The organism is Streptomyces sp. NPDC048644 (assembly GCF_043199105.1).
Lineage (GTDB): Bacteria > Actinomycetota > Actinomycetes > Streptomycetales > Streptomycetaceae > Streptomyces.
In genome coordinates, this window is sequence record NZ_JBICVO010000006.1 from 127,668 (window position 1) to 151,796 (window position 24,129).

Sequence of the window (24,129 nt, forward strand, 5' to 3'; positions counted from 1 at the left end):
GTGCCATTCGCGTGCCATAAGGGACCGATTAACGCACCGAGTTGAGGTCCGCAAGGCCCTCCCGAGCGAGTTGACCGCCCGTCATCTCGAATCGCGAGACGTAATTTCTGTGGCCTGCGTCACGTAGTGCTGAGTGGCCTGCAACGATGCACCTGCGAACGGCCCCAGGCGTTGCTGCGACTAGGGGGTGTCCGATGGGTCGTGCTGTCCGCACTGGGGGTCAGTCGACGACCCACATCCACCAGCGATCAGATGACGTGATGGAAATGACCGCAGCACCCCCGGGACTGCTTGCCGGGGGTGCTGCGGTGCGGGTGGGGGCGGTCAGTCCCAGGTGGAGTCCTGGAGGTTGAACTTGCCGGGGGTAGCGCCGTGTACGAAGCGCAGGCAGTTGTCCTGGACGATCAGGGGCTTACCGGTCTCGCGGTCCTTCTGCCAGATCTCGTAGTAGTTGCCCATGTCGTAGAAGGTGACCTTGTCGGCCTTGGAGGAGACGGGGGTTACCCAGCCGGCGCTGGAGTCGATCCACTTGCCTTCCTGGGTGGCGCAGGTGATTTGCAGGTAGCCGCCCCAGTTGCCGTCCTTGGCCCACGCGCCGTCGGCGACCTTCACCCACAGAGCCGGACCCTGGGAGTGGAGCGTCTCGGTCTGGGTCATGGCGACTTGCTTGCCGTCAACCGTCTTGCTGTAGCGCCTGATCTCGATGCCGAGTCGGGTGGTGCTGTCGTTCCTGAACCGCACGGTGGTCTCGGAGGAACGAGACGGGACGTACCGGGTGCCCGGGAGTTCGGCCTTGGAGGTGTCGATCTCGTAGACCTTCCAAGCGAATTCACGCAGGTGCTGGTCGCGGAAGTCCTTCTTCTCGAAGCCGTTGGTCATGAAGTCCTGGAACGCCGCCTTGTCGCCACCGGCGCCCTGGACGCGCTGGACGATCGACCGCAGGGCCTGCCCCTCGGGACCGACAGCCCTCTCCTTGAGAGCCTCCTCCTCCGCCTTCGTCTTGACGGCCCTCCTGGCTTCCGCTTCCTTGACGGCTTCCGCCTGCTCCGTCATCGCTTTGAGGTTCTCCTCGTCCAAAGGGCCGCTGGGAAGCGCCACTTCGACGTCTGCGAAGGCCAGCAGCATGCTGTCGTTGCCGTCTTCCGGCGAACGGGAGTCCCGGGGCGCGGTGCTCGCCAGCTCCTTCAGGATCAGCGCCTCGATGCGCTCCTTCTTCCCCTCCTGGTGCGCGGCTTCGATCTCCGCGATCTGCTGCGGGTCCAGCTCCTTCGCCGGCGGGGGCGCGTCCTCGTCCAAGAAGATCATGAAGCTGTTCTTACGCAGGTAACCCATGGATAGACCTCTCCTATCAACAGTGGGTTAACGATTCATCACGCTACGTTTCGCCTACTGATTGATCAAGAGGGACCAGGGACTGTCCGGCGGGCCGTGGCGGTGGAGCCCCATCATGAGCGGAGCCAGAGCCGGATCGCTGCGACGGTGACCGTTCCCTGGAAGACGTAAGCGCGCTTGTCGAACCGTGTCGCCACGGCGCGGAAGCCCTTGAGGGCATTCACGGTGCGCTCGACTTCGTTCCTGCGTGCGTACCGCTCCCGGTCGAAACCGGTGGGTCTGCCGCCCGCGCTGCCGCGGCGCCGGCGGTGGGCCCGCTGATCTCTGCGCTCGGGGATGGTGTGCCGGATCTGCCGCCGCCGCAGGTAGCGCCGGTTGCGGCGGGAACTGTATGCCTTGTCCCCGCAGAGGTGCTCTGGGCGTATCCGGGGTGTCCACCGGCCGGTCGCGGGACGCGGACGCGGTCCATGACCGGAATCAACTGAGGAGCATCGCCCCACTGCCCCGGCGTGATCAGCACAGCCAGCGGTCGGCAGCCTCCGTCGCTCGCCAGATGGATCTTCGTGGTGAGCCCGCCACGTGAACGGCCGATCGCCTCATCGTCCCGATGCCAGGCGGGAGAACGGCGCCGTCCTGGTATCCGTGGGGGCCGGCTCCGGGCCCCGGCGGCCTGCTGGTGGACGCGGCACACGGTGGAGTACACGCTCACCACGCTCCAGTCGATCCGGCCCTCCGCGTCAGCATCAGCCTGGACGGCCCTCAGTAGCTTCGCCCACGTACCGTCCGCTGACCACCTGCGATGCCTGTCGTGGCAGGTCTTCCACTTCCCGAACCGTGAGGGAAGATCACGCCACGGGATCCCGGCCCGCTGCCGGAAGAGGATCCCGTTGATGACCATGCGGTGGTCCCTCCAGCGTCCGCCCCGCCCCACGCTCTTCGGAAGGTGCGGCTCCAACCGGTCCCACTCGCTATCTGTAAGGTCGCCCCGTCCCACACAGAACGGAACGAGACAGCGGCGAATCGGTCATGCGACCCACCGGACAGTCACTAAGGTCGGCTACGGCGAGGGCCGGGCCGACTTCTCGTCGGCCCGGCCCTCGCCGCCGGTCATGCCCTTATCGCTCGGCCGACTCCCCTGCTGAGTCGGGGGCGCTGGTGCGCATGTTCAGGCGATGGACGGTGGCCAACTCCCCTGCCCGCTCCCCACACTCAGCGGCGTCCTGGCGCTGACGGCGCACGTCCGCGTCCATGGCGGTAGCGATCTTGCGCTGGTGCCTCTTCTGGGAGTGCTGGTAGATCAGCTGGGCCCGCGCGCTGGAATGACCGGCGCGGACCATGAGGTCCCTGAGCTTCGCGCCGGTGTCGGCAGCCAGGGTGTTGCCGGTGCCCCGCAGGTCGTAGAAGCGGAAGTCGTCGGGGAGCCCGACCTTCTTCCTTGCCTTGCGGTACTTGCGGCCGAAGGTGGACCGACGGAAGGGCGCTCCACGCTCGCCGACGAAGACCAGCCCCTCAGGTCCCGGCTCGGCGAACCAGTCCAGGTGCCGCCGCAGGTCGACGATCACGAACTCGGGCAGGACGATCTCCCGTTTGCCTGCACGGGACTTGGGGTCGCCGAGTACCCGGCGGCCGGTGGTCAGCTCCGGTGCGGCGCGCTTGACCCAGACCACCCCCTCGATGAGATCCACGTCCTTGCGACGCAGCTCGGCCAGCTCCTCCGGACGCATCGAGGCGAACGCACCGAGGAGGATCATCAGGCGCCAGCGCAGGCCGATCGCGTCAGCAAGGCCGAAGACCTGCTCGATGGTGGCGATCGGGCGCTCGTCGGCCTCCTCCTTGCCCGCGCCCTTGATCCGGCAGGGGTTGCGGCGGATCAGCTCGTCGTCGACCGCGGTCTCCATGATCGCCTTGAGGAGGCGGTAGGACTTGGCGACCGTGGTCGCGCCCGTCGCCTGCAGTCGCTCGGCCCGCCAGGCCCGTACCTTCGACGGGCTGATCTCGTTCACGAGCAGTGCGCCGAGGGTGGGCTCCAGGTGCAGGCGGAGCAGCCTGCGGTACAGCTCGTCCGTGGTGGCGGAGAGCCCTCGCTCGTCGATCCACTTCGTGGCGTACGCAAGGAAGTTGACCGCGCCGGCATCCGGGTCGATCCAGTCGCCGCGCGTCTGGTCGGCCTCGGTCTGGGTGAGCCAGATCTCCGCGTCCGTCTTGGTCTCGAAGGTCTCCGGTGCGGCGCGCAGATCTCCGTTCGTATCCGGGTAGCGGGCCTGCCAACGTCCCGAAGGGAGCCGGCGCACCGATCCGTAACGCCGCCGCTGCGGCTTGCGCTTACGGGCCATCAGGCCGCCAGCCGGAAGCAGGAGCGGGAGCGGGAGCGGGAGGGCTGTACCGGCTCTACGGTGCGGGCCGCGATATACGCGTCGAGCGCGCTCTGCGGGATGCGGACGTGGCGGCCGATCTTGACGTAGCGGATCCGTCGCTCGGCGATCAGCCGACGCGGAAAGCGCTCGCTGGTGCCCAGTTGCTCAGCGGCCTCGGGGACAGTGAGCAGGCGGTCGGTGGGGGTGTTCACCTCCCCGGCCGTGCGTGAGGAGGGAGGCAGGGAAGGGGGTATTGCGGCTTGGGGCAAGGATGATCCTCATCTGACCGGTGCGGGGCGGCAACCCCGGTTTCGCCGGTCGTCGTTCAGGGATGGGCGGTTGGTGTGAGTGATCCGGTCGCGGGCGTTCGCGGCGCCCATGGCCGGGGAGTGGTCAGCGGCCGGAACCGGTATCGGGGTGGTCCGTTTCCGGCTGTGTCGGTGGTGCCTGGCGCAGGAGGCCGGGTGGCTGCATGGAGGCCATGAGGTCCTCGGCGATGGCGTTCGACACGAGGACGTCCGCCTCCTCCCGCAGATCCGGGTGCTCTGCGAGGTAGACGTCGAGCGCGTCGCGGGCTTCGGCGGCAGCGCGGTTGGCCAGGTGCATCTCGCGGTAGCGGAGGCGGATGTCCTCGACCAGCTCCATCGCGCGAGCGTGGGCGGCCAGCCTCGGCGGGCCCACGAGGTTTTCGAGGGAGATGCCGAACAGCTCGGCAAAGCCGATCGCCTCGTCGAGGTTGACCCGCCGCTTGCGGTTCTCGATGCGCCACACCGCGGACGGATTGATCTCGTAGCCCGCTTCGTTCAGCCGGTCCGAGACCGCGTTGGTGCTCCAGCCCCGGGCTTCCCGCTCCAGCTTGATCCGCACCGCGACGTTTTCCTCGCCACGGAGCACCAGGGACTCGCCCGGCGCTTCCCCTCCGTCCACCACCAGCTCCTCTTCGTCAGGTAACGGGACACTGCGATTTGCAGCACCGGTAAAACCGTACCATGGACTCTGCGTGATGCAGCATCCTTCTGCGTATCGCAGTAGTGGTGGTACGCTTGGATCTTGCAAGGCACCCACGGTGTCCGACACGCAAGAGGCCCCGGTGCGCGAACACCGGGGCCGAAGCAACATCCCCACCAACCGCCCATCCCTGAACGACAACCGGCAAGGCCGGGGTTGCCGCCCCGATGGCCTGCCGTGTGAGGAGCTCTATGCCCCACAGTACGTGCCCGCGTACTGCCCCCGCATCCCACTCGTGCCGCCCGTCCGCGAAGGCGGGGCGGTAGACATGGCGCGCATCCGCACCATCAAGCCGGAAGCCTTCGCTTCCGAGTCCCTCGCCGCCGTCTCCCTGTCCGCCGAGCGGACGTTCTTCGGCCTGCTCACCCAGGCCGATGACCACGGGCGCTTCCGCGACCAGGCCGCCGTCATCGCCGGCCTGCTGTGGGCCCTTCGCCCCGAGCACGGCCCCATGGGCGTCGAGGACGACCTGTCCCAGCTCGTCGGCGCCGACCTGATCTGCCGCTACGAGGGCGAGGACGGCAAGCGGTACCTGCACATCGTCACCTTCCACAGGCACCAAAAGATCAACCGGCCCAGCGGGGTCCGCCACCCCGCCTGCCCGCACCACGACGGAGCGCCGCGCAGCGCGTCCGCACGGCCGCCGCAGGGAGCACTCACGGAGTCATCCGTGAACGCTCGCGGAGGGGTCGGTGAGCACTCCCGAGATCCGCGTGAGCCCTCAGCGACTCGCGAAGCCGCAGGTCAAAGCGGTTTCAGTGAGTCCTCCATGAGCCCGCGCCCAGGACTCACCGAGTCCTCCGTGAGCCCTCACGGTCCGGATCTAGGACCTAGGATCCTGGATCTAGGATCAGTACCTGTGGGGGCCGCGAGCGGCCCCGCGCCGGACACCGTCTCGGCCCAGCAGCTGATCGGCGAATTCGTCGCCGACTGCGACCACCGCCCGCCCGAGAAATTCCTCGGTCACCTCGGACGCGAGGTCAACCAGCTCCTCGGCGAGCGCATCGCCCCCACACACATCCGGGCCGGGCTGGACCGTCTGCGGACCAAGGGGCTGAGCCCCAGCGTGCTGCCCAGCCTCGTCAACGAGGCGATGAACGCCACGCAGTCGCCCGCACGGGCGGCACACCGGCCCTGGACCAACCCCACCGACGTCGAGGCCGCGTACGGGGGTGAGCTGTGACCACAGCCACCACGACCACCACGACCACCCGTGAGCCGCAACGGGTCGGTGCCCTGGCCCGGCTCGACGCGATCCTCACCGACCGCGGCATCGATCCCACCGCGCCCCTTCCGGAGCCGCCCGCCGAGCCGGTGACCGCGCTGGAGCTGGCCGACGCCCGCATACCAGTCCGGTACCGCAACGCCCTCGCCGAACACCCTCACGTCACCGCCTGGGTGGAGGAGATCACCCGCACCGGGCGGCCAGGGCCCGGCGGGGCTCCGGGCATCGCGCACGGCCCGTCGCTGCTGATCGCCGGCCCCACCGGCACCGGCAAGACCCACCAGGCATACGGCGCGGTGCGCTCCCTGCTGGCCGCAGGCGTCCGACTGCTCTGGGAAGCCACCACCGCCGCCGACCTCTACGCAAGCCTGCGCCCCCGGCAGGGCCACGATCCCGAGCGCGCCCTGTGGGCTCTGGGCCGCTGCCCGCTGCTGATCCTCGACGATCTCGGCGCGGCCAAGACCTCGGAGTGGACCGAGGAGCTGACGTACCGGCTGATCAACCGCCGCTACAACGACATGCTCCCGACCCTGGTCACCACCAACCTGCGCATCGCCGACCTGCGCGAAGCCGTCGGCGACCGCGTCGCCTCCCGCCTCGCCGAGATGACCACCCGCGTCATCCTCAGCGGCGACGACCGCAGGCGATGCCCCACCTGTTGACAGGCCCTTGCGCCCTGCGCACCGGCCATTAACAGGCCCTTGCGCCCGCGCCGCGCTTACCCCTCGTTCCTCCGTCGGCACCAGGCCGTCCCTCCCCCTCCTGGAGCGCCTCCGCTTGCCTTCCCCCACCGCCACTCCCACGGCGATGCCGGACACCGCCGCGATCCGCGTCGGCATCACCCTGCTCGGCGCCATCGGCTTCGCCCTCTCCTACGACGCCCTGCGGCAGATGGCCGTCGCCGTCCACATCAGCGGACTGCTGACCTACGCCTTCCCGCTCGTCATCGACGGGTTCATCGCCATCGGCATCTGCGCCCTGATCACCCTGCGCACCGCCCCGCTGCGCTCCCGCCTGTACGTGTGGGCGCTCGTCGGACTGGCCACCGCCACCAGCATCTGGGCCAACGCCCTGCACGCCATCCACCTCAACCACCGCACCCGCCTCCACCTCGACGACCTCACCGTGGGCGCGCTCTCCGCCATCGCGCCGCTCGCCCTCGCCGGAGCTGTTCACCTCTACCTCGTCATCCGCCGCCACCTCACGACGCACCAGCCGCAGGACGGCGACGTCCCGCACCGCCACATCGCGCCGGCCGACCGCCACCTCGGCGCCGACGCCCCGCAGCAGACCGTCCACACCGCAGACGGTCCCGAACAGCCGGTGGCCACACCGGACATCCCAGCCGGTGATGTGGCGGAAGGCCCCGCCGAACATGTGGCGGAAGATGCTGCCGAGGTGGCGGAGGACCCGGCGCCGCCCGCCAAGCCCAAAGGCCGCCAGCCCAGCGCCACCATGGACGAACTCCTCGCCATCGGCCGCACCGCCCTCACAGGACGCGCAGGCCGCGTCTCACGCCTCAACGTCGAAGCAGCCATCCGGGCCAAGGGCCACCCCGTCGGCAAGGACCGCCTGACCGAGGTCACCCACCGCCTCCAAGCCGACCTCGACCACACTCCCGCCCGCGCCGCCTGACTCCCCAAGCCGCACCCCGCCCGGCCATGCCCTGCTCAGGCGTGGGCGGGCGCAACGCGTCGCCTCAATCCCACCAACACCCCTTGGAAGAGCCGCACATGCACCACCAGCACGACAAGCCCGACATCGACCGTCGGGAGGCAACCACCACCCCTGCCCCAGGCGGAGCAAGTTGTACCGGGAGCAATGCTCCCGGGAACCCCGCCCCGGGGGTGGCGGGAGCGCCCCAGCGCCAGGGGGCACCGGACCGGCAGGCAGCGACCGAGGGCGGTTCGCAGCTTGGAGGGGATCGACCGGCCGATTCCCTCTCACACAAGCGTCAGCGCCCGCGCCAGCCGAAGCCGCGTCTGCGCCAGCCCAGCTGCCGCATGAACGACGCCGAGTTCGCGCGCCTCACGAAGGCGGCCGACCAGTGCGAGATGAGTAACGCCGCCTTCCTCGCCTACGCCGTCGACAAGGCCGCCCGCGACCTGACCCGCACCGCCGCCGAGATCGCCACCGAACGGGAGGTCATCAACGAAATCTTCGCCGCCCGCCGGCACCTGGGCCGCATCCACGGCCTCTTCAACCAGGTCACCAAGGCCCTCAACTCCGGCGCCGACTCGCCCCACCTCGACGCCACCACCCAGGCGGTCCACGACGCGGCCCGCCGCATGGACGAAGCCGCCGACGCCCTGCTCGCCCACCGCGACGACGGTGAGGCGGCTGCATGATCCCGAAGATCCACAAGCAGGGCAGCAAGACGATCGGCCTGATCCGCTACCTCTACGGCCCCGGCACCCACGAAGAGCACGTCGACCCGCACCTGGTCGCCGCCTTCGACCCGCTCGCCCCCGACCCCGGCCGCGACCCCCAGGCCACCTACAAACAGCTCCAGCAGCTGCTCGACCAGCCCGTCAACGCCCTCCCCAAGCAGCGCCGCCCGGACAAGCACGTCTGGCACCTCTCCGTCCGCGCCGCCCCCGGCGACCCGGTCCTGTCGGATGAGGACTGGGCAGCCATCGCCCGCCGCATGGTCGCCGCCACCGGCATCGCCCCCGACGGCGACGAGACCGCATGCCGGTGGGCAGCCATACGCCACGCCGACGACCACACCCACATCATCGCCACCCTGGTGCGCGACGACGGCCGCCGCCCTCGCCGGCACAACGAAGCCCGCCGCGCCCAGACCGAATGCCGCCGCATCGAAGCCGACTACGGACTGCGCCGTGTCACGCCAGGAGACGGCACCGCCGCCAAGCGCCCCACCAGCGCAGAGCGGCACAAAGCCGAACGCCTCGGCCAGACAGCCACCTCACGCGAGCTGCTGCGCGAACACGTCCACCGGGCCCTGGCGGGAGCCGCCGACGAGACCGAGTTCTTCGACCGGCTCACCGCCGAAGGCGTACGGATCAAGAAGCGCATCGCACCCTCCGGGGATGTGCTGGGCTACTCGGTCGCCGTGCCCGGCGACCGCAACGGCAACCAGGAGCCCATCTGGTTCTCCGGCTCCAAACTCGCCCCCGACCTGTCCCTGCCCAAAATCCGCAAGCGGTTCGCGGCCGTCACAGACATGCCCGAGCTTCCCGCAGCCCTGGAACGCAGCGGAGCCTCGGCACCGGTCCGCGCCCGCCACTTCGCCGCCGAAGCCACCGACGCGGCCCTGGCCTCCATGGCATCCGACGACGACACCGCGGCAGCCGCCCATCTGATCGGGGCCGGCGAAGTCATCGACGCCCTCGCCCAGACCTCACTCGGGCCCACCCAGGCCGAACTACGAGAAACCGCACGGCACTTCGAGCGCGCCACCCGCTCCCACATCCACGCCCAGAGGAAGGAGATGTACGCCCTGCGCCGCGCGGCCCACCAGATCGTCCACTCCGGGCCCGCCCTCGGCCATGGTCAGGACGGCGCCGCCACCGCGCTGGTCCTCGACATCATGATCCTGACCGTCCTCGCCGCCGCCCGCTGGCACGCAGCCCGAGGCCACGCCCAACAGGCCGAGGCCGCCCAGCAGGCCGCACACCACCTGCGCACCGCCTACCAGGCAACCGCCACCGCCCCACTGGCCGCCATGCGCACCTACGGGCAGCACCTGCCCGCCCAAGCCCGGCTCCGCCACGCCCACACGATCCGCGTCGCGATCCCCCACCTTGCCGACCGTCTCCAAGCCGAGCCCGGCCGGGACGCCCTGACCGCCGTCCTCGACCAAGCCGAACGCGCCGGCCACGACACCATCGCCCTGCTGACCAAGGCCGCCGCACAGCGCGAACTGGGCAGCGTGGACTCGATCAGCGACGTCCTGATCTGGCGACTGCACCACCTTGGCTACATCACCCCACCCGCGACCGCGCCCCGGCACCAGCCACCGCACAGCAATCCCGTCGCCGCCCCTGTTGCCGGCGTACGCCAGGGTGTGCCCCAGCAACAACGCCGCTGATCACGACAGGACGAGCAGCTCCAGGACACCGTCGGCCCGGGGGATCGCGCCCGCCCAAGGCAGGCACGGTCCCCCGGAAGAGCCGACGGCCTACGCGAACAGAAGCGTGGGCTGGGCCAGGATGTCCCGGCTCAGTTCGCTCTTGTAGATCAGGTCGACGCTGCCGAACCGGGCTTCGGCGTAGTCCAGTCCGAGCGCGGCGACGGCGCTTCGGACTGCGGCCTCCGACGCCCCCTCGACCTCCAGGAAGGTGGGCAGGTCGGGCCAGGTGTCGAAGTCGTAGGTGACGCCGTCGAGCTGCCACTCCTCGCGGTAGTTCTGCTGGAAGCGCACCTGCCGCAGTCCAAGAGCCCCGAGGAGTTCTGCGGTCTTGTTGAGGTCGCTGACCTCGATCTCGATCTCGGTGGTGCCGTTGATGTGGCTCGCGTCGGTGACCTGCTTGAGGGTGAGCGTGGTCTTGCCGCCCTCGTCGCGGAGCCGCAGCCACTGCTCGCCCTGGACGGCGTCGTTCTCGAAGATCAGCCGGGTGAACATCGTCTTGGGGAAGATCTGCTCTGCACCGGCGTCGCGCAGGTGGTCGCGCAGGGCCTCCACGTCGATCTCCAGGAACTTCGCTTCGTACTCGTGGTCCGCCATTTTCCTGTTTCCTCCAACGGTGGTTATTACGCGGTCAGTTCGTGGAAGTCCTGCTCGCGCATCTTTCGGATCTCGCTGGACACGCCGCCGGTCACGAACTCTTCCACAGGCAGGCAGAGGTCCATGCGCTGAATGCATATGCCTACGTGGAAGTTGCCATGCCGGTCGCGGTAGAGCCGCACTCCGTAGTAACCCTCGTGGCAGTCAACGCTGTTGTTGAACCGGCAGCCCACGCAGGTCTCGGGAAGCCGCAGCGGACGGATGTGCTTGACGATGAGAGGGCGGCCGTTGGGGAGCTGGTAGGCGACCCGGAAGCCGGAGGTGCCGGCGATCAGCCGGACTTCCGTTGGCCGCGCACGGAGTCCGTCCAACAGCAGGTCGATGGCGTCGAGGGAGTCGTCTCCGTCGGCCAGTGATGACAGGACACGGACGGACAACTGCGGCGAGTACTTCTCCAGCAAGTGGTGGACGCGCCGAACGTGGTGTTCATTCGGAATGACGACGTTCGCCCGTGTCCCGAGCCCGAGTTCAAGGGACACCCGGATCGACTCCTCCAGGGACTCGATCTTGCGCGCGGCCAGGGACCGCGCCCGGTACCGGAGGTTCTGCACCTGGGCCAGCTCCTCCGGTGTGGTGCCGAAGACCGAGAAGTTGACGTGGTCGAGCCCGGCGGCGGCGCATTCGGGCAGGATCCTGCGCCCGTTCTCGCCGTTCGAGGTGACGCTGGCCGTGTAGCCGGCTTCCCGGGCGAGGGCGACGATCTGCGGTAATCGCGGGTGGAGCGTCGGCTCCCCGCCGGTGAGGTGGACCTCGTCGAAGCCCAGGGCGTCCCTGAGCTGGACCAGGGCCGAGCGGAACGCCGGATCAGGGAAGACGGGGGCCGAGGCGAAACGCGCCCCGTTCGTGGCGAGGTAGATCGAGACGCGTCCGGAGCGGCCCGCGGCGCCGAACTCGCCGACGTGGTCCGCGTGGTTGTCGGCGCTGACCGGCGTTCCTTCGTTGTGGCAGAACGTGCAGGTCATGCCGCAAGCGTCGATCACCTTGACGCGGAGGGTCCGGTCCATCTCGACGCGGACGGGGACGGTGCTACTGAGGCCGCGTAAGGCGCGGTGCTGGAACATCTGGCGTTGCTCCTCCATATCGGTCGGGTGAGAGTGAGACGTGCGCTCCCGCCCGGCAGGGCGCCCATGCGGGGAGGCACGGGTGGGATCCGAGTGGGCGGGGAGCAGAAGCCGGCCTCATCCGCCGGCACGGACGTCTACGTGGGAGGGGCCGACGGGGATGAGGGCCAGGGGCGATCAGGTGCGGACGGCGATCTGGTCGGGTGCCGCGTACGGGGCGCGGGGAGCTTCCACTGCGTGGTGCCCCAGATCGTTCCGGACGACCTGAATCAGCAGAATCACCGTCGCGCCGGCCCCGAGGGCCCACGGCCAGCCCAGGGCAGTCGCGACGGGGTCGCTTCGGTGGGCGGAGGCACGGGCATACGCGCGTTGCGCGATCACGGCCAGGGAATTCACAAATAAGCCTTTCTCGTGAGGACTCGTGAGGATTCGCCGCACAGGAGGCGGCCTTCTTCCAGGTAGGTGCGTCGTTCGAGGACCGGTGGTTGAAAGCGCGAGGCGGTTGGCTAGGCGCCGGCACCGCGTGGAACAGCAAGAGGCGTGTGTGCCCTGCGCTCCCTGGGCGAGGCGCATGCATGCGTCCGGGGCGGCCCGCTGGCAGGCGCGACTTCGAACCAGACCACTTTTCCGTCGGGGCCCGGGGTCACTCCCCAGGCAGTGGCGAGGGCCGCGACGAGCTGAAGGCCCCGGCCCGCCTCCGCCCCCGACCCGGCAACCGTGAGGTGCGGCAACTCCGGACGGGTGTCGCTCACCTCGACCCGCACCCCGCCGCCGGCGGCCGTACGCACGCACACCGCGCATGCCGCAGCGGCATGGGTCACGGCGTTGGCGACGACCTCACCGGTCAGCAGCCGTATGTCCGCCAGCTCGTCATCCGTGAAGCCGAGACACCAGCCGCGTACGAGTTCCACAACCCGCCGTCGCGCTTCTCCGACCGACTCGCCGGTCGGCACCACCCGAAAGCCGTATGCAGTCGTTCCCAGGAGTCGTCGGGGCACAGGGGATCGCACCTCGTTCCGTCGCTCGCCGTGCCCGGGAGGTCCGGGCGAGGTACGACCATCCACCCGCGTGCCCCCAACTCATAAGGTTTCAAGGGGGTTTCAACGCCACGCAGCGGCAGCGCGGAAGGCGGAGCGCAGCGTTAAGTTGAAGCGGCAGTCAGGCCACGACGGGAGCCCCTGATGACCGGCCGTCCACAGAAAACAGTGCGGCATCCACTCGCGCACGCACGAGCCGAAGCAGGCTTGGGGAAAACCAAGTTCGCCGAAATGGTCCGCTCCCAGGGCAGAGCCCTGGGCTACAACCTGGGGACCACCCGCTCGACCGTCTTCAAATGGGAACGCGGCGATCACGCACCGGACGACATCACCCAAGCCGTGATCGCGAGAGTGCTCCAGGTACCCGACTCGGCACGCGCATCCGCCCCTTGGCCGTGCTGGCTCCCCGCCTGGAACGGGTACGACTTTGCCGCCCCTTGGACGCAGGGGGCTACGCTGAAATCCCTGACCTCACTTGCTGGGAGTGGACCAATGGACCGGAGGGCATTTCTCGGAATCGGCGGTGTGGCGCTCGTGGGCATCGGCACCCAATGGGCAGCAGCCGAACCGGCGATCGCCGCTGCCGCGACCGGCGACCGGGTCACCCCCGCCACCGTGGACCGCATGCGCGACAGGGTCGAATCCCTGCGGGGCATGGAGCAGGAATCGGGCGGCGGCGACTTCCTGGAATCCGCGCGCACGGACCTGCGGCTGATCACGACCATGCTGGAGAACAGCCGCTACTCGCAAGAGACCGCCCAGCGTCTCTACGTCCTGGCCGCCGAGGTCTGCTGCCTGCTCGGCTGGATGAGCTACGACGCCAGCCTCCACAGCGCCGCACAGCAGCACTACACCGCCGCCCTCCGCTCGGCCAAGGTCGCAGGCGACGACACCCTCGGCGCCCACACCCTGTGCTTCATGGCAACCCAGGCGGCCGGCCAGCGTGAACAACGCGCCGCTGTCGGCCTGATGGACACCGCCGAAGCCGTCCGCAACCGCGTACCCGCCGTGATGCAGGCGTCCCTCGCCGCCCACCAGACGACCGTCTACAGCAAGGCCGGCGACAAACGGCAGGCCGCCGCGGCTCTCAACCGTGCCTTCGACGCACTCGGCCGCGACGACCACTCCGACACCCCCGCCTACCTCGAATGGTTCGGCGAGGCCCAACTCCGCTCCACCGAAGGCCGGTTCCTCCTCGCCACCGGACAGGCCGAAAAGGCCACCGCCGCACTGGAACGCTCCGTCACCGAAGCCGCACCCCGCGACCGCGCCGTCCGCTACGGCACCCTCGCCCTGGCCCACCAACAAACCGGCGACCTCGACGGCGCACTCGAAGCCACCCACAAGGCCGCCGACCTCATCGACCAGGGCATCCACTCCCGCCGCGGCGTGGAACGCCTCGAAGAGGTCCGTCGGGCGTTCCGGCCTCACCAGCGGGAAGCGAAGGTCAGGGAGGCATCCGAGCGGATCGCGGCGCTGGCGGCGTAGCTCGCGGTCACATTTCCGATCCCCTGGATCGGTCGGGGCGCCGCAAGGGTGAGATGCCGCAGAACTTCTACGCCATGCCTGCGGCAGAGATGCACCCCATCGGTGGCCCGTCTGTCGAGGCGCTTGCGGCCCTGCCCCTCTTCTGGTCCGACCATCCCCCGCCACCCGGTGCCGCGTACCGCCGAGACTCCGACCCTGCTCATCCTGCTGGCATCGCCTCGGCCCTTACCAACCGGTATATACGTTCTGCCCCTGGCATCCCGCACTCCAGAAGCATGGGGCCCTCCGCCCGGCGAACGTCAGCTCCATCGAGCACGAACGGCAATGGCAAAGATCCAGCGAGATACATACAGAGCCGACCGAGCTGCGCTCCTCGTGCGTCTCGGTAGCCAAGAAGCTCGCCGTTACGTAAGGGCCGACCTCCTTGTGGCCCCGGCATCACCTCAGCGCGAGCGCCCCGCAGCGAGTCTTGTGCCTGTGCGGAATGCAACGGATCACCGTGTATGCAGGCGAACACCGGGCTCGGGTCACTCTGTCAGCAAGGCTGGCCTGGAGCATGGTGTGGGCGCCTGATCACCTGGTGGCAACCCCCGCCGCATGCAGCACCGAGCGCCACTCCGAAAGTTCGTGCAAATCCGTGTAGCGGTTGATGTTTCGACGCGCTGATGAGTACGCTCTGATCAGCTGGAAGGCCGTCTCTTCGGTCAGTGAATCCGCGAGAGCGTCGGAAATCTCTCTCCAGTTCGGGCAATTCGCTTCGTCCTGATCTTTGTGAAGCCCGGCCAACGGCAGCTTCCTCGCGATCAACCAGAGCACCAGATACGGCGCGTCACGCAGCAGGTGTTCGTGCCGGCGCCGGTGCACCTTCGCGAGGCCGACAACAACCTCGTGTACGACTCTGCTCAGCTCGATGGCACGGTGGACTCCGACAGCCTGCGTTCCCTCGTTGAACAAACTTCGATAGCCCTGACTGGAAGGGGCGCTCCAAAGCGCTTCCCTACCCTCGGGTGTGAGCATCTGATGAGCGAGAGCCAGGCTCGGGGCCGCACTGAAGAATGCAAGCGCCATGGTGGCCTCGTCAATGGTGTACCTCTTTGCGTTGGGCCCGGCGACATGTCCACGACGGACATCAAAGAAGACTCCATCCGCCTTGAACTGAGCCGTCACACGCCGCAGGTTCACGTCTCTAATGAGGCAGTCCTGCGCTGTGCCGGGGTTGCAGTAGTCAGACGAGTGGTCGTGCTCGGCTCGCACTCGGTGACGGAGCGGGCCTGTCATGATGTCGACATCGATCAGGGCTTGGCTCAGATGCCCAGGTGCCAGCACCTCCCTGGCTACGTGGGCGATGATGACCAAGCGCTGGAACCCATCGATGCACTCTGCACCCAGCAACTCGAGAAGTCCGGAGTCTGGCGCCCCACCTGGGTGCCAGACCCCAGCCTCGGCACCGAACACGACGGAACCCGTGATCCCGAAGTCCCACGGTCGAACGCGCAGCTTCTCAGCCATGGCACGGTTCTGTGGTGAATCGGCCAGATACCCACGCCGCGCACGTAGCATCTGGGCAGCTTCCGGAAAATCGGCAATCCCAGCCAGCGCCTCAGCATCGGTGCGGATCCGCAAGTGGTCCTTGCCAACCTCTTCTGCGTGGATGGCACGTAGAAGCACGGTGTCACACGGTAGTTCTCCACTCGCCGAGATGGAGGTGTGGCCGAGCCGAGGTTCGTAAGCGGCAGAGGTCATGAAAGGATTAACGTGCGTCATGTCGATTGGTAGCGCGCTTTGTTGACGGAGTACGAGGATGGCGAACAGTTGCGGAAGGCCGTCATCACAGGGAACGCCACCAGGCTCCAAGACATGGGTCATAGCGGCGCACGCAGATACAGCGGGGATCCCAGCGCCCGGGCGCTGCAAGCCTGCCACCCCAACCCTTACTGGAGGTTCACGCAGGACCTTGCCCCCCGTCAAGCCGCAAGGTTAGTAACTCCTTTGCGACCCTCAATACTGCACTGCAGCCGATACTCCTTGCTTCATCAACCAGACCAAAGGAGATGCCGATGCCCCGCGCCGACGCCGACTGTGTGGTTACGACGCTGGTCGAGATACAGGGTGGTCCGGATCAGTGGCGGAAAGCGGTAGCGGCCTTCGACGGGCTGGGCTGGGCATGTCGGCTTCCCACCTCCAAAGAAAAGCGTGTTACCCGACGGGCGTTGGAAGCCGATGTCTCAGATTCCTGCTTCCGCTGGGTTGACGTACCAGTTGCCGGATCATCGTGGCGCGCAGCTCGTGAGGCGTCCTGGCAAATCGCTGACGTCGGGAAGCGCGCCCAGATCGTGCTCTACGGCCGCGTGTTTCAACACGCAGAGACCGATCGCGTCATCCAGCCCGAATGGCAAGTTCACTCAACGAATCACCTTAGTAGGGGTGCAGCTCCAAGCGACACCCTCACCTGGGAGCAGCCAATCTGGTGGCTACGTAGGGGGGCATACGAAACGGCAGTCCGAGCCGGACTCTTCGACCTTCAGCAGCGAATACATAGCAGTAAAGGCGCCGCGCTGCTACTTTCCCAGAAGTTGAACTATGACACTCCCCGTTCAGACGTTGGAGTGCGACCGCTCGACGGTCGAGGACGCGCTGGCGTAAGACCACAACGCGAGGACGCCCTCAACAGGGGGTTGGCACTATTCATCGGCCCGTTATTCGCAATGGCGTTGTTACTGGTATTGGCCCGCGGCACTGGCTTCGTCACAAATGCCACACTTTCGTTCCTGGCTCTAGCATGTGCTGGCGTCGCGTGGTGGACGGCACTGACGCTACCTATGGGACGCACCTGGCGCAGCTCCGTATTCTGTGCCGTTCTGGGCACTCTCTTGGCAGTTTCCTACGTCTACGGAGCGCCGGGGCTGTACGGAGGCATGACGCACAACACCGCCGTGGGAGTCAGCGCCCTCACTTATTACATCATCGGCCTTGTATTGCTGGTACGCCGCTGGCATTGGCAGGGTCTGCTGGCTGGAGCATTTCCTCTCATCGCCACCTTCGCCATAGCAGCGCTTCCCGTCACGGGACGCATTCTGCACGACGCCTATGCAGACGAACTATCACTCAGCCAGGAGGAGACATCAGTCAGCGGAATCTGGCAGATTGCCTCGTCAATTAAATTGATTTGGCCTTCTCTCGGCACGACCCTATTCCTCGCCGCTGGTTGGTCTATCCTTCGCTACTTTCACTTCGTGCGCCGCAACAGCTACTTCGGCGGCCTCTTCCTGACATTACTCCTCGCCTTTAGTCTCACCTCCACGGCTCAGTCAACGTTAAATTCACCAAAACGTGCTGCGGAAAAGGTTAGGCAGGCCGCCCTTCAAAATGCCATTCCTCCCAAATATTTCGGCCTCTCACCCGAGTGGGTGTGTGTGGCCCCCACAGTCCCGACAAACCGACTGAATGAAGAGGGCGGAACATTGCAGCCCGCCGATCCGTACATCTCTTTCGGAGTCGCCGACAGGTACGTCGTCCTCTGGAACCATGCCACTGCGAGGCCGCTCCGGATCCCAGCCGAACAAGTGAGGATCACGCCAGAGGAAAAGCCCACTGATAAGTGCATACCCTCGACGAGGCAGGCACGCAACGGATGGCAGAATACTGGTCATTGATCCCTACGCAGAACGTAAGAGAAGTCTGCATTAGCACCGCGTCCACGACCTGCTTGCGTTCGCATCTGTCCTGCCCACTGCGCTCGTGTTGCGGGTGCAACCTGACCAATTCGTGGGCCTGGCGACAGCATTGGAGCTGCTGTACTCTTCCTGGCGCTCAGGGAGTAGTGGAGGCCCAGCGTGAAGGGCAGGCCACGATGCCTGGCCGTGACCGCCCCCGCCCCGCCCCTTCGCTGCTCTGGGGGCCAAATACCCTCTTGATCGAACGCGCCTCCCAGCGTGGCCGTGCGAGCAACGCCCCCTGCCTACGCAGGATCGTCCCTCCCAGGCGGCCGGCCGTCCCTGCTTCCTAAGCCCCCCCCCCCGCTGATTCGGGGGTCGCGGTGATGTAGGGGCCAAAAGGTCTGCGGCTCCGGCCACTTCTGCGAGGACACGGGCCAGGTCCGCCAAGGCCCGTCGGGAGAGCCGCAGCTGCTCTCGCAGCTCGGCTTCGTGCTCCCACCCCTGCTCGTGCTGCTGAGGGGCGACTCCGGGCAGCCTCGCCGCTTCGTGCTCCGCGAGGGCGGGGTGCCAACGGGTCAGAAGGGGGCGCACCACGGCGTTGAGGACAGTGACCGCGAGCGATCCGAACGTGATCTGGCCCTGCCTGCTCCGCGGAGCGACATCGGGACCGTAGCGACGCAGAATGTCGCGGGTGGTGTTGAACAGTGTGTACTGCGACGACAGCGCCTCTCTCAAGACGCCTTCGGAAGGAGCGAGTTCGATCACGCTTACACGCGTGATCAACTCGACGTAAAGCTCCCATGCAGCTTTCCGCTCCGCGTCGTCCGGGCGCCAGGTACCGCTGATCTCTCCGACGAACGGTACTGAGAACTTGACGGCGACCTCCGTCGGTCGCCCCATGCTCTTCCGCCTCGGCACGCCATCCCCCCACGTCGTGTCGCACCCATCGACTGGGCCGCCACGATACTGGACCGAATCTCCGCTCGGGCACACTACGTCCAGACACGGCAACAGGAAGGGACTGGCATGGATCGGCAGCAACGCGAGGCGGAGTGGGATGTCTTCGTCAGCTACAGCCGGTCCGACGCGGATCTTCTGAGGCCGCTGGCCCGTGCCCTGCGCCACCGCGGTCTGCGAGTCTTCGTGGACGACACCGCAGTCGACGACTTCGCCGGCATCACGGCCACCATCTCCCACGCCCTCTCCCGTTCGAAAGCGCTGCTCGCGCTGTATTCGGAGGAGTACCCACGGAGACGCGCATGCCAGTGGGAGCTGACCTACGCGTTCCAAGCCGGGCAACGCGAAGGGGATCCCCGGCGACGCATCCTGATCATCAATCCGGAGCGCACCGCCGACCACGTCCATCCACTGGAACTGCGTGACGCCAGGCACTGGCCCGGCGTCCGGGGTGACGAGGCCGCGAACCTTCTGGCAGCCCGGGTCTCGTCTTACGTAGGCGAGTTGACGGGACCTTTGGGCTGTACACCCGGTCCGTCACAGGCAACATGGCTGCCCGCCCCCATGCCGTCCGGTTCCCGGTGGTTCACCGGGCGCTTGGCCGAGCAATGGCATCTGCACACGGCGCTGCACCGCCATCGCGCGCCGCTGGTGTCCCAGGTCGGCCATGGGCGTGCGGCGGTGGTGCGGGGCATGCCCGGTATCGGAAAGTCGCTTCTGGCGCAGGAATACGCCTTGCAGTTCGCTCCGTCCTTCCCGGGTGGCGTCTACTGGTTCGACCTGCACGCGACCGGTCCCGACGCGGCCGATCTCACGCTGGACGGCTACTTCCGCCAAGTACGCACCGTGGCATCGGCCCTCGGTATCCACACAGGCACCGAGTCGTTGCCGGCCTTGCTCAGTCATCTCGCCCTCGCGCTGGGCGAACGCAACATGCCTTTTCTGTGGGTGCTCGACGGAATCCCTGACGGGCTCTCCCACGAACAACTCGCCCTGCTCTACGGCCCGCACATGCTCGCCGCCACGCTTCTCACCACTCGTTCGCGCCACTACGGAAGATCCGCCGAGCCGCTCGATCTGGGTCCGCTGCCCGATCCGGATGCCTACGACCTCCTCACCTCGCGCCGTCGGCCCACGGGCCGGGAGGAGCGGGAGGTCGCTGTGGACATGCTCCGCGATCTGGGCGGGCACCCTGTCGCCCTGGACCTCGTAGCCGAGCGCATGGCCCACGAGAATGCGGCGCGCTTGCGGCGACTGCTGCACAGCAACAGCACCGATGCCCTCCTGCGCTGGGAACGTGCGGCGTACTCCGGTCGCTCGGCACCCCCGTCCCCGCTGCTGCCTCGCATCATCAAGACGCGTACGCCGGCCAATGACGTGCTGCGCATGCTGGCTGTCGTACATCCCACCGCGCTCGGCGAAGGCCCCATGGAACAGACGCTGTCCCGCGTCGACGGTCTCCGCCCCGCTGAAGCAGTCCACCGCGTCACCGAGGGGACGGACGCCCTCATCGGCGAAGGCACCGTCCGGCCGCCCAGTCCCGGCGACCACACCTGGAGCATCCACCCCCTCGTCGCACGGGCCGTGCGACGTCACGACGGGGACATCACACGACAGGAAGACCTGCGGCAGGCTTTGCTCAGCATCCTGGTGGAATCGTGGTCGGCTCCTATGCTGGAGGCCCGAAGCACTCCGACTACGGCACAGGAGTCTCCCGTGCGTTCCCAGCCGCCGTCTCCTTCCAATGACGTGGAGCGGGCCGTCGCGTTCGACCTTCAGGTCGAGTTGGCGCTGCGCGTCGGAGTCCAGCCGCTGGCCGACGGCCAGGGCTCGCTCCGAGAAGCCCTCACCTCGCTGCACTCCGTGTTCACGACGGCACGAGACGGTCTCCATCGCCTCGGCCCGCAAGCCTCCGCCTCCCGCCTCCCGCACATGGTTGCCGGCCTGGTCAATGACCTGCTGCGCCCCTTCCTCAGCACGTGGCATCCGGCGCTGGAAGTTCACGAAGCAGGCCGCCCCGTCGCCATGAGCAGCATCGAGCACGAACGTCGCTGGGAACGAGCGGCGGAGATGCGCAGCGCCCTGGCCGCGCTGCGCGAGCCGCTCACCGACATCACGACCGGTCTGGGGGAACTTTCGGGAGCGGATCTGCTCGCCGCGGTCGCCGAATGAACGCCGCGCAGCCTGTGATGTGGCGACCACCCCGCCTCAACCGCTGAGCAGCAGACCTCTCACATCTCTCGCCGCCCTCAGCAGTGACAGCCTGCGGTTCTGACACAAGAAACGCTGCTCGCCGGCCTGGCGAGGGAAAGACCGTCAACATGTGGGAGGCGCTCGCCGCCACGGTGGTCCGCGTTCCATCTCGGGACCGGATCGCCACGGCGCGTCGGGCAGCCCACAAGATCGCCGGTATGGGAAATCCGGTGCTGCCCGCCTAATCGGGCCTGAACGAGCCCGTCGCCTGGAACTGCTCCACCCAACAGCTGGGATCTGGGGCTGTCGCAGCCGCGGCGACACCCTCCGTGAACCTCCCTTCACGGAGGCAGTCACGGGTTCATCCGCGGGCTACGACAAGCGGCGGGCGTTCCACGCGGCGACACGCCCTACGTAAACCGAACGAATGATCGTATTGAGCTGGAGCGGTGGACGTTCGAGGGTGGGCGGTACGACGCCTCACCCTCGGTGGAATTCATACGTACAGGCAGAGAGACATGACCCAAAAGGAGTGATTTAAGATCTCAAAATAGATCATTTCGGGCGGCCATGCAGAAATTCGCTGAAATTTTGAACGCGTTTCGGGGGTGGCCTTGAAATTTTTGACAGAAGCGCCCGTCGGGCGTTCGGGCGGGTAACGCTTGGCTCTCGGATTGAAACCGCCACGTTTAGGGAGGATCCCGTGGCCCTGCATGAGCTGTGCCGAGACCCGGAGAGTCAGATCGGACAGAGCCCCACGCTTTACTACGACGACAGCACCAAGACATACCTTCTGCAGTCGTGGAAGGTGACCGATTTCGAACGGCTGCTGCCGATCGCGGTACCTGAGCACGAGACTGTGGTGGAGTTTCCCGCGCGACTCCTCCCTCTATTCCCTGACGGATCGGTCGGCGACATTCGCTGCGTCTGCCACCGGGAGGACGGGGTGGAGCGCGGCAAGGGCGCTCCTGGCGTGTAGCTCGGCCGTCCGCCGCTTGCGTTGCATCGAGCTGGGGCAACAGGTGTGTCCGGCAAGAGTATTGGCCATTGGTGGCTCGTGTTGGACACACTGCCTTCATGCCTGAGGTATCGAAGTTCAAGAAGGAAGCGCTGCGGGAGCTGGGGCGCCGGTTGCGGGAGGTCCGCCTGGACGCGGGCCTGCAGTCAACCGAACTCGCACGGAGGACTGGCTGGAGCGCCTCGAAGTGCAGCCGGATCGAGTACGGGCGCCGCACCAGCACGACGGTGGACGATGTCGCTGAGTATCTGGCGGGCTGCGAGGCGGAGGATCGGTACGAGGAACTCTGCGGATTCCTGCGTGAGGCCGAGGGACGCTTCCGCGAATGGTCCGATGTAGAGAGGTTAGGACTCAATGCGGCACAACAAGAAATCTTGCCACTTTGGGAGTCCACGCACCAATTTCGCGCGTATGCCAGTTGGGTAATTCCTGGACCACTACAGACCCGCGAATACACACGAACCATTCTCAATTCACTACGAGAAAGGCGTGGGCTGCCGGACGACGTAGCCCTGGCTGTCACGCGGCGCGAACACGTACAGAAATACCTTACCGATAAGAGTAAGAATTTCTACCTGGTCGTCGAAGAGTCCGTTCTGCGTCGGGGTTTCGGGGAACCCAAGACGTCGCTCGGTCAGTTGATGCATCTTCTTGAGGTCATGAAGAAGATGCGGACGGTCCAGCTGGGCATCATTCCGGCTCGGCGCGACGTGTACGACCGCAGCACGGCATGGCCTGCGGAGGACTTCTGGATCTTTGACGATGAGCGGGTGAAACTTGAACTCGTCTCGTCGGCGGTGGACTTGTCCACCCGGTATGACCTACAGCAGTACGGCAAGGTATTCACGCTTCTGCAATCACAGGCCGTTTACGGTACGCAGGCGGTCGAGATCGTCAAAGCGACCATGACGATGGTTCTCAAGCAGTGGCACGAGGCGTAGTGGGACTTCGCCCGCCGTCGCACGAGGGGTGTTGCCCCTTCCGTCTTCAGTCGACGGCACCCTGCTGTGCGGCAACGTCCATGGAGTACAGGGGCGAAGGAGAAAGGGATCCACCGGTGGTCAGTGCGGCGGGACCGGTCAGCATGTGGGTTCCGTCGGGCAGGACATGGACGTGAAGTGTGCCGCCAGGAGCATCGACGCGGTACCTCCCACCAGGTGGACGGGTGCCGGCCTGATGGGCGGCTGCGACGGCGGCGCAGGCTCCAGTACCGCAAGCCGGGGTTTCACCAACTCCGCGTTCATGAACGCGGAGCGAGAGACGGCCGGGAGCCAAGGCACGGACGAACTCGACGGTGACGCCTCGCGGCGGTGGCGGGACGACGGCCGGAGGGGAAGCAAGGGAGCCGGGGTGGTCGAGATCATCGACGAAAGCGACGGCGTGCGGATTGCCGACGTCGACGTACAGTGCGGGCCACGAACGTCGTCCGGAGGTGACGGTCAACGCGCCGTCGGGCAAGGGCAGATGGGGTCGCCCCATGTGGACGGTGACATCCCCCGAGGGGCCGGCGTCGGCAATGTCGACGGTACGCAGGCCGGCGCGGGTGGCAAGAGTGAGGCGGCCGGGCGGGCTGTGGTGGTGATGGGTCAGGTGCCGGGCGAAGACACGGATGCCGTTGCCACACATCTCTCCGAGGCTTCCGTCGGGGTTGCGGTAGTCCATGAACCACGTTGCCAGCCCGCCATATCGGTGGGCCTCGGGTAAACGGTCGCAAAGGACGGCACGCAGGAGGCCATCGGCTCCGATTCCCGTCCGCCGGTCACACAGGTGCGATATCGCAGCCGGGGTGAGGGCGATCCGGTTGTCGGGATCGTGCAGCACGAGAAAGTCGTTGCCCGCGCCGTTCCCCTTGGTGAACGGAATGTGGGGTGTCATCTCGTCCCCGGCGCGTCGAAGCGCGTCCAGGCCATCTGACCATCGTCGGTGTCGGCCAGCCCGTAGGTGCTGCCCAGGTCGAGAACGGCCAAGAGATCACCCCAGCGGGCGGTAAGGGCGGGGGTGATGGCCAGTTCCAAGCAGACTGCCCCGTCCGCTTCACTGCACAGAGAGG

21 protein-coding genes are annotated in these 24,129 nt (G+C 67.2%); 10 read left to right on the forward strand and 11 right to left on the reverse strand.

The window, feature by feature from the left end; genetic code table 11:
- Nucleotides 1–324: 324 nt before the first annotated feature.
- The 5 genes from ACGFNI_RS15650 to ACGFNI_RS15670 form a co-directional block, all read right to left on the reverse strand.
- Complete coding sequence (locus tag ACGFNI_RS15650) at nucleotides 325–1,332, reverse strand: hypothetical protein (protein WP_393684088.1); 1,008 nt, start codon at nucleotides 1,330–1,332, stop codon at nucleotides 325–327.
- Between the two features lie 113 nt (nucleotides 1,333–1,445).
- A protein-coding gene (locus ACGFNI_RS15655; protein ID WP_393684090.1) for an IS5 family transposase occupies nucleotides 1,446–2,326 on the reverse strand; the annotation gives its coding sequence in 2 pieces (ribosomal slippage) (nucleotides 1,446–1,765 and nucleotides 1,765–2,326; 882 coding nt in all).
- Nucleotides 2,327–2,447: 121 nt separating this feature from the next.
- Nucleotides 2,448–3,665 (reverse strand): tyrosine-type recombinase/integrase, encoded by a 1,218-nt coding sequence (locus ACGFNI_RS15660; protein ID WP_393684092.1) that lies wholly within the window; start codon nucleotides 3,663–3,665, stop codon nucleotides 2,448–2,450.
- A complete protein-coding gene (locus tag ACGFNI_RS15665) occupies nucleotides 3,665–3,898 on the reverse strand; it encodes a helix-turn-helix domain-containing protein (RefSeq protein WP_393684093.1) in 234 nt (77 codons plus the stop codon). Before ACGFNI_RS15665 ends, ACGFNI_RS15660 begins: the two co-directional genes overlap by 1 nt.
- A gap of 181 nt (nucleotides 3,899–4,079) precedes the next feature.
- Nucleotides 4,080–4,613, reverse strand: coding sequence for a helix-turn-helix transcriptional regulator (locus ACGFNI_RS15670; protein ID WP_393684094.1), 534 nt, complete (start codon nucleotides 4,611–4,613; stop codon nucleotides 4,080–4,082).
- A 349-nt stretch (nucleotides 4,614–4,962) separates the two neighbouring features.
- Here ACGFNI_RS15670 and ACGFNI_RS15675 point away from each other — a divergent pair, with 349 nt between their 5' ends.
- The 5 genes from ACGFNI_RS15675 (at nucleotide 4,963) to ACGFNI_RS15695 (ending at nucleotide 9,973) form a co-directional block, all read left to right on the forward strand.
- A complete protein-coding gene (locus ACGFNI_RS15675; protein ID WP_393684095.1) occupies nucleotides 4,963–5,877 on the forward strand; it encodes a hypothetical protein in 915 nt (304 codons plus the stop codon).
- The gene (locus ACGFNI_RS15680; protein ID WP_393684097.1) at nucleotides 5,874–6,581 is read left to right on the forward strand and encodes an ATP-binding protein; all 708 of its coding nucleotides are present in this window, start codon (nucleotides 5,874–5,876) and stop codon (nucleotides 6,579–6,581) included. The genes ACGFNI_RS15675 and ACGFNI_RS15680 overlap by 4 nt, the downstream gene beginning before the upstream one ends.
- 145 nt (nucleotides 6,582–6,726) lie before the next feature.
- A complete protein-coding gene (locus tag ACGFNI_RS15685; RefSeq protein ID WP_393684637.1) occupies nucleotides 6,727–7,554 on the forward strand; it encodes a DUF2637 domain-containing protein in 828 nt (275 codons plus the stop codon).
- 368 nt (nucleotides 7,555–7,922) lie between these two features.
- Nucleotides 7,923–8,267 carry a plasmid mobilization relaxosome protein MobC gene (locus tag ACGFNI_RS15690; protein ID WP_393684098.1) on the forward strand — a complete coding sequence of 115 codons (345 nt, stop codon included), beginning with the start codon at nucleotides 7,923–7,925 and terminating at the stop codon, nucleotides 8,265–8,267.
- Complete coding sequence (locus tag ACGFNI_RS15695) at nucleotides 8,264–9,973, forward strand: relaxase/mobilization nuclease domain-containing protein (protein WP_393684100.1); 1,710 nt, start codon at nucleotides 8,264–8,266, stop codon at nucleotides 9,971–9,973. Before ACGFNI_RS15690 ends, ACGFNI_RS15695 begins: the two co-directional genes overlap by 4 nt.
- 90 nt (nucleotides 9,974–10,063) lie before the next feature.
- On the opposite strand, the gene ACGFNI_RS15700 is transcribed toward ACGFNI_RS15695, so the two are convergent.
- The 3 genes from ACGFNI_RS15700 to ACGFNI_RS15710 all read right to left on the reverse strand — a co-directional run bounded on the left by ACGFNI_RS15700 (nucleotide 10,064) and on the right by ACGFNI_RS15710 (nucleotide 12,794).
- On the reverse strand, nucleotides 10,064–10,609 hold the full coding sequence (locus ACGFNI_RS15700) for a class IV adenylate cyclase (protein ID WP_393684101.1): 546 nt from the start codon (nucleotides 10,607–10,609) through the stop codon (nucleotides 10,064–10,066).
- 26 nt (nucleotides 10,610–10,635) lie between these two features.
- The gene (locus ACGFNI_RS15705; protein ID WP_393684102.1) at nucleotides 10,636–11,730 is read right to left on the reverse strand and encodes a radical SAM protein; all 1,095 of its coding nucleotides are present in this window, start codon (nucleotides 11,728–11,730) and stop codon (nucleotides 10,636–10,638) included.
- A gap of 506 nt (nucleotides 11,731–12,236) precedes the next feature.
- A complete protein-coding gene (locus ACGFNI_RS15710) occupies nucleotides 12,237–12,794 on the reverse strand; it encodes an ATP-binding protein (protein ID WP_393684104.1) in 558 nt (185 codons plus the stop codon).
- 465 nt (nucleotides 12,795–13,259) lie between these two features.
- On the opposite strand from ACGFNI_RS15710, the gene ACGFNI_RS15715 reads away from it, so the two are divergent.
- A complete protein-coding gene (locus ACGFNI_RS15715; protein ID WP_393684106.1) occupies nucleotides 13,260–14,255 on the forward strand; it encodes a transcriptional regulator in 996 nt (331 codons plus the stop codon).
- A gap of 573 nt (nucleotides 14,256–14,828) precedes the next feature.
- Here the strand turns inward: ACGFNI_RS15715 and ACGFNI_RS15720 are convergent.
- A complete protein-coding gene (locus ACGFNI_RS15720; protein WP_393684108.1) occupies nucleotides 14,829–15,923 on the reverse strand; it encodes a hypothetical protein in 1,095 nt (364 codons plus the stop codon).
- A gap of 1,247 nt (nucleotides 15,924–17,170) precedes the next feature.
- Here ACGFNI_RS15720 and ACGFNI_RS15725 point away from each other — a divergent pair.
- The 4 genes from ACGFNI_RS15725 (at nucleotide 17,171) to ACGFNI_RS15740 (ending at nucleotide 23,020) form a co-directional block, all read left to right on the forward strand.
- A complete protein-coding gene (locus tag ACGFNI_RS15725) occupies nucleotides 17,171–17,908 on the forward strand; it encodes a hypothetical protein (RefSeq protein ID WP_393684109.1) in 738 nt (245 codons plus the stop codon).
- 1,029 nt (nucleotides 17,909–18,937) lie between these two features.
- The gene (locus ACGFNI_RS15730; protein WP_393684110.1) at nucleotides 18,938–21,040 is read left to right on the forward strand and encodes a TIR domain-containing protein; all 2,103 of its coding nucleotides are present in this window, start codon (nucleotides 18,938–18,940) and stop codon (nucleotides 21,038–21,040) included.
- Between the two features lie 724 nt (nucleotides 21,041–21,764).
- Nucleotides 21,765–22,040 (forward strand): hypothetical protein, encoded by a 276-nt coding sequence (locus ACGFNI_RS15735; RefSeq protein ID WP_393684112.1) that lies wholly within the window; start codon nucleotides 21,765–21,767, stop codon nucleotides 22,038–22,040.
- A gap of 98 nt (nucleotides 22,041–22,138) precedes the next feature.
- Complete coding sequence (locus tag ACGFNI_RS15740; protein ID WP_393684113.1) at nucleotides 22,139–23,020, forward strand: Scr1 family TA system antitoxin-like transcriptional regulator; 882 nt, start codon at nucleotides 22,139–22,141, stop codon at nucleotides 23,018–23,020.
- A gap of 46 nt (nucleotides 23,021–23,066) precedes the next feature.
- On the opposite strand, the gene dapF is transcribed toward ACGFNI_RS15740, so the two are convergent.
- Both dapF and ACGFNI_RS15750 read right to left on the reverse strand, forming a co-directional pair.
- Nucleotides 23,067–23,954: a diaminopimelate epimerase gene (dapF, locus tag ACGFNI_RS15745; protein WP_393684115.1), complete on the reverse strand. Its 888-nt coding sequence runs from the start codon at nucleotides 23,952–23,954 to the stop codon at nucleotides 23,067–23,069.
- The gene (locus tag ACGFNI_RS15750; protein WP_393684117.1) at nucleotides 23,951–24,094 is read right to left on the reverse strand and encodes a hypothetical protein; all 144 of its coding nucleotides are present in this window, start codon (nucleotides 24,092–24,094) and stop codon (nucleotides 23,951–23,953) included. Before ACGFNI_RS15750 ends, dapF begins: the two co-directional genes overlap by 4 nt.
- Nucleotides 24,095–24,129: the final 35 nt, after the last annotated feature.

What these genes read in the sequence shown, in the direction of transcription:
- ACGFNI_RS15740 (WP_393684113.1), top strand. Translation starts at nt 22,139, where the DNA reads ATGCCTGAGGTATCGAAGTTCAAGAAGGAAGCGCTGCGGGAGCTGGGG.
- ACGFNI_RS15700 (WP_393684101.1), bottom strand. Translation starts at nt 10,609, where the DNA reads ATGGCGGACCACGAGTACGAAGCGAAGTTCCTGGAGATCGACGTGGAG.
- ACGFNI_RS15690 (WP_393684098.1), top strand. Translation starts at nt 7,923, where the DNA reads ATGAACGACGCCGAGTTCGCGCGCCTCACGAAGGCGGCCGACCAGTGC.
- ACGFNI_RS15675 (WP_393684095.1), top strand. Translation starts at nt 4,963, where the DNA reads ATGGCGCGCATCCGCACCATCAAGCCGGAAGCCTTCGCTTCCGAGTCC.
- ACGFNI_RS15730 (WP_393684110.1), top strand. Translation starts at nt 18,938, where the DNA reads ATGGATCGGCAGCAACGCGAGGCGGAGTGGGATGTCTTCGTCAGCTAC.
- ACGFNI_RS15685 (WP_393684637.1), top strand. Translation starts at nt 6,727, where the DNA reads ATGCCGGACACCGCCGCGATCCGCGTCGGCATCACCCTGCTCGGCGCC.
- ACGFNI_RS15705 (WP_393684102.1), bottom strand. Translation starts at nt 11,730, where the DNA reads ATGTTCCAGCACCGCGCCTTACGCGGCCTCAGTAGCACCGTCCCCGTC.
- ACGFNI_RS15650 (WP_393684088.1), bottom strand. Translation starts at nt 1,332, where the DNA reads ATGGGTTACCTGCGTAAGAACAGCTTCATGATCTTCTTGGACGAGGAC.
- ACGFNI_RS15660 (WP_393684092.1), bottom strand. Translation starts at nt 3,665, where the DNA reads ATGGCCCGTAAGCGCAAGCCGCAGCGGCGGCGTTACGGATCGGTGCGC.
- ACGFNI_RS15725 (WP_393684109.1), top strand. Translation starts at nt 17,171, where the DNA reads ATGACGCACAACACCGCCGTGGGAGTCAGCGCCCTCACTTATTACATC.
- ACGFNI_RS15715 (WP_393684106.1), top strand. Translation starts at nt 13,260, where the DNA reads ATGGACCGGAGGGCATTTCTCGGAATCGGCGGTGTGGCGCTCGTGGGC.
- dapF (WP_393684115.1), bottom strand. Translation starts at nt 23,954, where the DNA reads ATGACACCCCACATTCCGTTCACCAAGGGGAACGGCGCGGGCAACGAC.
- ACGFNI_RS15695 (WP_393684100.1), top strand. Translation starts at nt 8,264, where the DNA reads ATGATCCCGAAGATCCACAAGCAGGGCAGCAAGACGATCGGCCTGATC.